Source organism: Micromonospora sp. AMSO31t, from assembly GCF_008868175.1.
Lineage (GTDB): Bacteria > Actinomycetota > Actinomycetes > Mycobacteriales > Micromonosporaceae > Micromonospora.
In genome coordinates this window covers 1-315 of record NZ_WBKT01000362.1, presented here as the reverse complement: position 1 = coordinate 315, position 315 = coordinate 1, and the positions used below count along the sequence as shown (strand labels likewise).

Here is a 315-nt window from a genome sequence, read left to right as displayed (position 1 = left end):
TCTCCAGCTTCGACTCCTGCAGGCTCGTGGCGATCGAGATGACCGCGGCCCGCTCCGGCAGGCCGGCCTTCTTCGTCGCCGCGATGATCGCCTTGGCGTTCGCGGTCTGCTCGTCGTTCAGGTCGATCTTCGACTGGGCGCCCTGCACACTCACCGCCACCGGCCTGGTGTCCACCGGGTGGGCGTCGGCGTGGGCGGCGATCGGACCGGCGAAGACACCACCGGTGAAAGCCAGACCAGCAATACCCAGCACGCTCTTACGCAGCATCGTGTTCATGACGAAAGCTCCTTGGGGGTTGGCGCACACACGCCGAC

Annotated in this window: 1 pseudogene; it reads right to left on the bottom strand. The window is 66.7% G+C overall.

The features are described 5' to 3' along the window. Positions 1–277, bottom strand: a pseudogene (locus F8274_RS30950) (hypothetical protein); the annotation flags it as partial. Between the last annotated feature and the right edge of the window lie 38 nt (positions 278–315).